General features: G+C 57.1%; 8 protein-coding genes. All 8 read right to left on the reverse strand.

All coding sequences use genetic code 11. The annotated features are described in order from the left end of the window. A partial coding sequence (locus PSES9_RS24200) for an OprD family outer membrane porin (protein ID WP_010490922.1) occupies positions 1 to 308 on the reverse strand: 308 nt, incomplete at its 3' end. A gap of 548 nt (positions 309 to 856) precedes the next feature. Continuing rightward, positions 857 to 1,747, reverse strand: coding sequence for an aldose 1-epimerase (locus PSES9_RS0122715; RefSeq protein WP_010490923.1), 891 nt, complete (start codon positions 1,745 to 1,747; stop codon positions 857 to 859). Positions 1,748 to 1,801: 54 nt separating this feature from the next. Continuing rightward, a complete protein-coding gene (locus PSES9_RS0122720; RefSeq protein WP_010490924.1) occupies positions 1,802 to 2,713 on the reverse strand; it encodes an EamA family transporter in 912 nt (303 codons plus the stop codon). Positions 2,714 to 2,783: 70 nt separating this feature from the next. Beyond that, a complete protein-coding gene (locus tag PSES9_RS0122725; RefSeq protein WP_010490927.1) occupies positions 2,784 to 4,064 on the reverse strand; it encodes a TRAP transporter large permease in 1,281 nt (426 codons plus the stop codon). Beyond that, a complete protein-coding gene (locus PSES9_RS0122730) occupies positions 4,064 to 4,594 on the reverse strand; it encodes a TRAP transporter small permease (RefSeq protein WP_010490928.1) in 531 nt (176 codons plus the stop codon). Before PSES9_RS0122730 ends, PSES9_RS0122725 begins: the two co-directional genes overlap by 1 nt. A 67-nt stretch (positions 4,595 to 4,661) precedes the next feature. After that, a complete protein-coding gene (locus PSES9_RS0122735) occupies positions 4,662 to 5,633 on the reverse strand; it encodes a TRAP transporter substrate-binding protein (protein ID WP_010490929.1) in 972 nt (323 codons plus the stop codon). Positions 5,634 to 5,697: 64 nt separating this feature from the next. Continuing rightward, positions 5,698 to 6,579: an SMP-30/gluconolactonase/LRE family protein gene (locus PSES9_RS0122740; RefSeq protein ID WP_010490930.1), complete on the reverse strand. Its 882-nt coding sequence runs from the start codon at positions 6,577 to 6,579 to the stop codon at positions 5,698 to 5,700. Positions 6,580 to 6,627: 48 nt separating this feature from the next. Continuing rightward, a complete protein-coding gene (locus PSES9_RS0122745; RefSeq protein ID WP_010490931.1) occupies positions 6,628 to 7,449 on the reverse strand; it encodes an NAD-dependent epimerase/dehydratase family protein in 822 nt (273 codons plus the stop codon). Between the last annotated feature and the right edge of the window lie 401 nt (positions 7,450 to 7,850).

The raw sequence follows: 7,850 nt of genomic DNA on the forward strand, positions 1-7,850 counted from the left end.
AAACCGGTGCCGGCTGTACCGCGTCCGCCGTCGAGCTTGATCGCGGTCATGGCGAGTACATCGACACCAAAGCCAACAGTGCCTTCGGTGAAGCCTGAGCGAGCATCGAGCATAAAGCTCTGGGTCCACTCTTCGGCTTTGCCTTGGTTGTAGGCCGGGTTTACGAAGTTACGGTTGATGTAGAAGTTGCGCAGGCCAAAGTTGACCTTGGCATCCTCTACAAAACCGGCAGCCTGGCTGCTCAGCGGCAGGGCGGATGCGGCAATGGCGCTGGCAACTGCGAGTGAAAGAATCTTGCGTGAACTCATTATTATTTTGCTCCAGTTGGAGTTGTTTCTATTGCCAGGCAAATGGCACGGCACTTTTAGTGGGCGTGACGAAATGGCCTGGTGCGGGATACAGGGGAAGATAGGGGCTGGTTAGTCTGTCAACGCTGGCGTCGAGCGCAGGGCAGTCCCGCGCTGCGGGCCTTGGGGCAAGCGATTTGAACGGCTTGTAGTCGTCATTGTGTGACCTGTTCTGTTTATTATTATTTTGTTGTGCGTTGTCGTACAACGATTCGGATTATTTGCAATCTGATTTGTTCTTGTCAACGCCTACTTTTGGCTGATACGGAATATTTGATTTTCTCTAGTTTGCTGCTACATGACTGTTTTTAATGAGTTTTTAAAATATTTTGGGCGCAAGGAATTCTTGGTGATAATTTTGTCAATTAACCACTTCCGGTAATTCCAGGTTATTTCAATTTTTTGGTTATAGGATGACTTTTGATTATTTCCTGATTGATTTGGCATCCATACCAGTTGCTGGACACGCGAGGCCCTCGCGCGCATTTTTTGCCAATGGCTCGCCGGATTTAACCGCTGAGTTCAGCTTGGCCTAGAGGTTGATAGTGCAGGCTGAATTCCAGCCGGATCGACTGCCCTTGCTCCAATAGCTGCAACCCCGGCCTGCCCGGCAGGTGGTGAGCGTTTATCGGGTGGCTCACCGGCTCGAAACAAAAGAAGTCACGGTCAACCGGGCAGAACAGCAGGAAGTAATCGGCGCCCTTGGCTTGGCAGGCCAGTTGATAGCCGGCGTCAGCTTGGATAATCAGGCAGTTGCCGTCCCAGCCAGTGAAGGCGTGGTCGACCAGTTCGGTGGGTAATGGGCTAGCCGAGTTGAATTGCCAGTTGGGCGGTATTGCGTCTTGCCGGTTTGGCAGTGCCTCGCCAGTTGCCCGCCAAACCCGTTGCGCGCTCGCGCAGAGCTGGGTCTGCGCTGTGCGTGGCAGGTAAGGGTGAAAGCCCAGGCCATGCCATGCCGCGTTTGCAGCCAGGTGAGTCACTTGCAGGCACATGCGTAGCTGGCCATCGCTCAGTTCAATATGCTGCTCTGCCCGGTAGGCAAATGGCGCGCTGCTGTTGAGGCTCAGGCGTGCGTGGCTGTTGCTGTGCTCATCAACCTGCCAGGCTTGTTGCCATGCGCTGCCGTGGATTGGGTAGGGATCGTGGTCAGTGTTTGGCGCAAGCGCTTGCCAACCGTTGGGGCATTCAAAGCCGCCTTCGGCGATACGGTTCGACCAGGGTGCCAGCGGGTAGCAAGCCAGGGGTCGCGGTGAACCGCTGCTCAATGCCTGTTGATCGCTGTGGCGTAGCAATGGCTGGCCCGTTAGCTTGCTGCTCCAGTTGGCAATGCTACCGCCAACTGCAGGCATCAGGCTGAGGCGGGTCAAGCGGTCTTCCAGGTGCAACAACGAGGCAGGCATAGTGAATAACTCGTTCAGTACTCAGGTGTTGATCGGCGCTTTAGGTATTGAGCTTCAGGGTTGCTTGCTGGAGGCGAGCAGCACGACGCCGCAGACCACGATCAGGCCGCCGACGATCTGCAAGCCATTGAGGAGTTGGTCCAGAATCAGCCAGCCAAACAGCAGGCCCGCCACTGGCTCGATGTTCATGACCGGAGCGTTGCGGGTAATGTCCAGTCGGCTGACAAATACGAACAGCGCTGAAAACGCCATTCCATAAAGTAGGACCAGGCAGGCAAGGGCGATCCAACCCGTTGGCGCCGTAGGTAGATCCATCCCGCCCGGCAGCAGGCCGCTGGCGCCGATTAGTGCGGTCGAGACAAACACCACTAGTAACGTGAGCATGCTGCGTACCGTACCAGGCACAGGCGCGAGGCGATGGGCCGTTATCCACAGCGCGCAGGCAAATACGGCGGCACCGGTTGCGCTGAACAGCACGCCTTCAATCCAGCTCGCATCCACAGCGCGCTGGTTGGCAAGTTGGGCGGGTACATCCAGCGCCAGGACCAGGCCAAACAGGATTGTGGCCATCAGCACCGTGGCCCGGCGGGTTGGCGCTGGCCCGCCGAGCGCCCAGCTGAGCAGGGCGAGAAAGATTGGCGCCAGGTTGACCACCAGCAGCGCCAGTGCAACCGGGATACGCATCACTGCCGAGTAGATGCAAAAGCTTTGCACTGCAATCAGCAGTCCAAGTACCAGTTGCCAGCCCCAGGTCTGGCGGCTCAAGCGCAGTGCTTCACCGCGATAGAACACCAAGGCCGCCAATACCAGAAGGGTCACCCCTGCGCGGCAGAGCATGGCAAGCAGCAGGCCGGTGTCGTGATCGAATGCAATCCGTGCGGCAATGTGGTTGCCCGCGAACGAGCATGCGAGCGCAGCCAGGATCAGTACGGCGATATGGCGGGGCAGTGGGGCTGTGGCAGACATTAGCAGGTGTATTCCTTGGCGAATAAATGAGAGCGCCGCCATTGAGGCGGCGCGCCCAAACTATAGCGCTCTACAGCAGAACGCTTGGCAACCAAAGTGAAATGGCTGGAATGTAGGTAACGGCCATCAACACCATGAGCAATGCGCAGTAGAACGGCAGCAGCGCCTTGACGGTGTTCTCGATGGTGACCTTGCCCACGGCCGCGCCCACAAAGAGCACGGCACCAACCGGTGGGGTGATCAGGCCGATGCCCAGGTTGACCAGCATGATCATGCCGAAGTGCACCGGATCAATGCCCAGGCCAGTGATGACCGGCATCAGGATTGGCGTCAGGATCAGGATCAGCGGCGCCATGTCCATCAGCGTGCCCAATACCAGCAGCATGGCGTTGATGCACATCAGAATCACATAGCGGTTATCCGACAGCGTCAGGAAGGCCGTGGTGATTTTCGCCGGGATCTGCATCAGGGTCATGATGTAGCCGAAGCTGGCGGCGAAGGCGATCAAGATCATCACGATCGACAGGGTGCGCACCGTGCGATGCATCAACTTGGGCAACTCGTGCCACTTGTAGTCACGGTAGATGAACATGGTCACGAAGAAGGCCCAGACAACAGCAATGGCGGCTGATTCGGTCGCGGTAAAAACACCACTGAGAATGCCGCCGATAATGATGAACATGGTCATCAGGCCCCAAAGCGCATCGACGCATATTTTCAGCGCTTGCTTCAGTGGGATCACTTCGCCCTTAGGGTAATTGCGGCGTCTGGCGAAGATCAGGCACATGCCCATCATCACGCAGGTCAGCAAAATGCCAGGGCCAATACCGGCGATAAACAGCGCCGAGATCGACACAGTGCCGCCAGCGGCCAGGGAGTACAGCACCGAGTTGTGGCTAGGTGGTGTCAGCAGCGCCTGCACTGAGCCACTGACGGTCACCGCAGTGGAGAACTCTCGTGGGTAACCCTTGCGGGCCATCTCCGGGATCAGTACCGAGCCGACCGATGCGGTATCGGCAACCGATGAGCCTGAAATCGCGCCGAAGAATGCCGATGCCACGATATTGACCAGTGACAGGCCGCCAAGGACAAAGCCCACCAGCACGCTGGCGAATGCGACGAGGCGACCCGACATGCCACCCTCGGCCATGATTGCACCGGCGAGCACGAAAAAGGGGATTGCCAGCAACGAGAATTTATTGACCCCGCCTGCGACTTGAATCATCACCGCATGGAACGGAATGCCGATCCAGAAGGCGCCGGCCAGTGCAGACAAACCCAGGGCGTAGGCCACGGGCATGCGCAGAGTGATCAGCAGCAAAAAGCTGCCCAAGAGAATAAAAGCGTCCATTACGAAACGGCCTCGTTGGTTTCTTCTAGTTGTTCGTAATCGACCGCGCGGCGGCGGCTCTGGTCGCCGAAGAACAGGCGTTCAAGAATAAATACCAGGGTCAAGGCGCCGCCCAGAGGAATAGGCGAATAGCACAAGCCAACGCGCAGGTCAGGCAATGATGGATTGAATTGGTGCCAGGTCGCAGCGCACAGCTTGATGCCCCAGATCAGCATAAACAGGGCAATGGTCGCCATCAGCAACTGAACCAGTATTTCTATGTAGCGTTGCAGGTGTTGCGGCATGCGGTCGGTGGCCATGGATACCGCCATGTGAGCCCCCGCGCGGTAGCTTGCGGCGGCGCCAAAAAAGGTAAAAAGCACCATTAAAAAGATTGCCACTGGCTCTGGCCAACTGGAGCCGCTGCCCAATACATAACGGGTGAAAATGCCCCAGGGAATGATCACGGCCATGGTTGCCACCGACAGGCCGGCAACCCAGATGCAGCTGGTGTAAATCACGTCGTTGACGCGTAACAGGGTGTTCTTCATTAACTTCACCACGCTGCCTTGGGGCAGGCTTGCACCTGCCGCCAAGGACTTTATAGAGAGTAGGTTGTTACTTGACGTCGGCGATGCGCTTCATCAGGTCAGCGTATTGCGCGCCGTATTTTTCACGGATCGGAGCGGTGGCGTCGTAGAAGGGCTTCTTGTCGACGGTGATGAATTCAACACCCGCGGCTTTGAGCTTCTCTTCGCTGGCTGCCGACTTGGCATCCCACAACTTGCGTTCTTCCAATTGGGCTTCCTTGGCCACTTTCTTCACCAGTGCTTGTTGCTCGGCACTCAGCGAGTTCCAGGTGTCCTTGGACATTACAATTGGCTCAGGCAGGATCAGGTGGCCAGTGAGGGTGTAGTACTTGGCGTTCTGATAGTGGTTGTGCTCAAGCATGGTTGGCGGGTTGTTCTCGGCACCATCGATAACACCGGTTTGCAGGGCGCTGAAGATCTCGCCGGTGTCCATGGCAATGCCGTTGGCGCCCATGGCGGTCATCATGTCAACGAACAGCGGGTTGCCCATGACGCGAATCTTCATGCCCTTGAGGTCTTCGATGTTGCGTACGGGCTTCTTGGTGTAGAGGTTGCGGGTAACGCCGCCCATCCAGGCCAGGGCGACCAGGTTGAATTCGGAGTTGGTGATCTTGTCGAGGATTTCCTGGCCGATCTCACCGTCGATGATCTTGCGCATGTGCTCCCTGTCGCGGAACACGAATGGCATGTTGAACACGTTTACATCCGGCACAACCGGACCGACGATGCCGAGGCTGACGCGGGTCATCTGGATGGCGCCGATTTGGGTCTGCTCAACCACTTCCTTTTCTGAACCGAGCACGCCGCCCGGGAACATTTTGAAGGTGATGTCGCCGTTGCTGGCTTCTTCGATTTTCTTACCCATCGCTTCTTCAGCAACTACTGTCGGGTAGCCTGCCGGGTGGATCTCGGCGAATTTGATTTCCAGGGCGTTAGCCGCGCTAGACAGGCAAAAGGCCAAAGGGAGAGCAGCGATGAGCAACTTGCGTTTGAAATTCATTTGAATCTCCAGTCTTGTTGTTTTTTGAGTGCAGTGTTGCGAACAGTGTTGAACAGCGGGTGGATCAGCCGCGGAACAGGGGCTCAGGTAGCCCTTTGGTCCCCGAGTGAAGGGCGAACACGCCACCGGCCAGCGGTTGATCGGACAGATCACCCTCGGGTCGAATGGATGTCACAAATAGGGTGCTCAGGTCGGCGCCACCAAAGGCGCACATGGCAGGCTTCTTGACCGGTACCGCCAGGGAGCGATCGAGGCGTCCGTCCGGGGTGAAGCGATGAATGAGCCCGGCGTCGTTGCCGCAAATCCAGTAGCAGCCGTCTTCATCGACCGCCGCGCCATCCGGGCGGCCAGGGAATGCATTCATATCGACGAATACGCGGCGGTTATGCGCGGTGCCTGCATCGGTGTCGTAATCGAATGCCCAGATCATCTGCACGCTGGGGTGCGAGTCGGACAGGTAAAGGGTGCGTCCGTCCGGGCTGAAGCCCAGGCCATTGGGGACGATGAAGTTATCCAGCTGTTTGGTCATTTGGCCATCGGTGAAGCGGTAGAGCGCACCTGCCGAAACGCCTGCGGCCATATCCAGCAGCATGCTGCCGGCCCAGAAGCGACCCTGGCGATCACAGCGACCGTCATTGAAGCGCATGCCAGGTTGTGCATGTTCGACGCCAGCCAGCAGTTGCGTGCGCAAGCTGCCGTCATGCTGTGGTTGCAGGTCGAAAATGCCGCTTTGCATCGCGCCGATCCAGCCTTGGCCTTCGGTGCGGCAGGCAATGCAGGCGAGCATCTCTTCGGCTTGCCAGCTTTGGGTTTGCCCGTTGGCGGCTTGCCAGTTGTGCAGGCGCCTGGCGGGAATATCGACCCAATACAATGATTGTTCCTGCACGTTCCAGACCGGGCTTTCGCCAACGCTATTACGGGCATCAAGTATCAATTCGGCTTGCATGGCTGCGTCTCTTGTTGTTTTACGGGACCGATGATTAAGCCGCTGGGCTTACTCGAAAGGACCTGCGGCAACAAAAGCGCCACCCTGGTAAATCGCTGCGGGATCGTCTGCCGCCACTGGTGGCTGCGCTTCGACCTTGTCGCGGAACACCTCTGAGCTGTCCTTGGCGTTGAAACCCAGGTGCGCGGCATAGCGGTTGTCCCACCACACCTGTGCATTGTCCGATACGCCGTAGACAACGGTGTGGCCGACATCGGCGCTGAACAGTGACTTTTCGATCAGCTGGGTCAGGTCATCGAAGCTCAACCAGGTCGACATCATGCGGCGGTTCTGCGGCTCGGGGAACGAGGAGCCGATGCGGATGCTGACCGTCTCGATGCCGTAGCGATCGAAGTAGAAGCTGGCCATGTCTTCGCCGTAGGATTTCGACAGGCCGTAGTAACCATCCGGACGACGAGGGGAGAGCGCATCGAGGGTCTGGTCTTGCTTGTAGAAGCCGATTACATGGTTGGAGCTGGCGAAGACCACGCGCTTGACGCCATGCAGGCGGGCCGCTTCATAGATGTGGAAGGTACCGCTGATGTTGGCGCCAAGGATCTCTTCGAACGGACGCTCTACGGATACCCCGCCAAAATGCAGGATGGCATCTACGCCATCAACCAGGGCATGCACAGCTGCCTTGTCAGACAGGTCGCAGGGAACGACCTCTTCATGTGGGCCGGTCGCGGGTGCCATTGGCGCAATATCGGATAGACGAATGACGTCTGCATAAGGCCGCAGGCTTTCACGTAGTACTTTGCCTAGGCCGCCAGCGGCGCCGGTTAGCAGCAGGCGTGAGAAGCGCGATTGGGCTGGGGATTGGGTGGTCATGAGGTAGCCTCTGACATTTAAATTGTTATTGTTTGTGTGGTTATACGTTGTCGTATAACTATTTATGGACTGATTTCAACAGGGCTTCTCCGGCTTGTCAACGTGACTAAAGTCGATGTTTTAACGATTTGGAAAGAAAGCTGCCCGGAGGATCACTGCGTTATTGGCAAGAATTCGCGCTTCAACCCATCTGGAGCAGGGGTTGCCCAACGTCGATCCCTTGCCAGGATTAAAACCCGATCTCCGTCGAGCACGAGCATTCCGTCGGCCTGGATAAAAAATCCAGTTGGCAATTTATATAGTTGTACGATAACGTATTTCCTCGGTTTGTTACTCGTACCGACTCTACAATTATCCCCAGGGTGTTCGAATAATGAATCCACAAGAACTGAAGTCCATCC

Origin of the sequence: Pseudomonas sp. S9 (assembly GCF_000222125.1) — a bacterium.
Taxonomy (GTDB): Bacteria; Pseudomonadota; Gammaproteobacteria; order Pseudomonadales; family Pseudomonadaceae; genus Aquipseudomonas; species Aquipseudomonas segetis.

Coding starts and splice junctions, on each gene's coding strand:
- PSES9_RS0122715 (WP_010490923.1), bottom strand. CDS start 1,747: ATGCCTGCCTCGTTGTTGCACCTGGAAGACCGCTTGACCCGCCTCAGC.
- PSES9_RS0122720 (WP_010490924.1), bottom strand. CDS start 2,713: ATGTCTGCCACAGCCCCACTGCCCCGCCATATCGCCGTACTGATCCTG.
- PSES9_RS0122725 (WP_010490927.1), bottom strand. CDS start 4,064: ATGGACGCTTTTATTCTCTTGGGCAGCTTTTTGCTGCTGATCACTCTG.
- PSES9_RS0122730 (WP_010490928.1), bottom strand. CDS start 4,594: ATGAAGAACACCCTGTTACGCGTCAACGACGTGATTTACACCAGCTGC.
- PSES9_RS0122735 (WP_010490929.1), bottom strand. CDS start 5,633: ATGAATTTCAAACGCAAGTTGCTCATCGCTGCTCTCCCTTTGGCCTTT.
- PSES9_RS0122740 (WP_010490930.1), bottom strand. CDS start 6,579: ATGCAAGCCGAATTGATACTTGATGCCCGTAATAGCGTTGGCGAAAGC.
- PSES9_RS0122745 (WP_010490931.1), bottom strand. CDS start 7,449: ATGACCACCCAATCCCCAGCCCAATCGCGCTTCTCACGCCTGCTGCTA.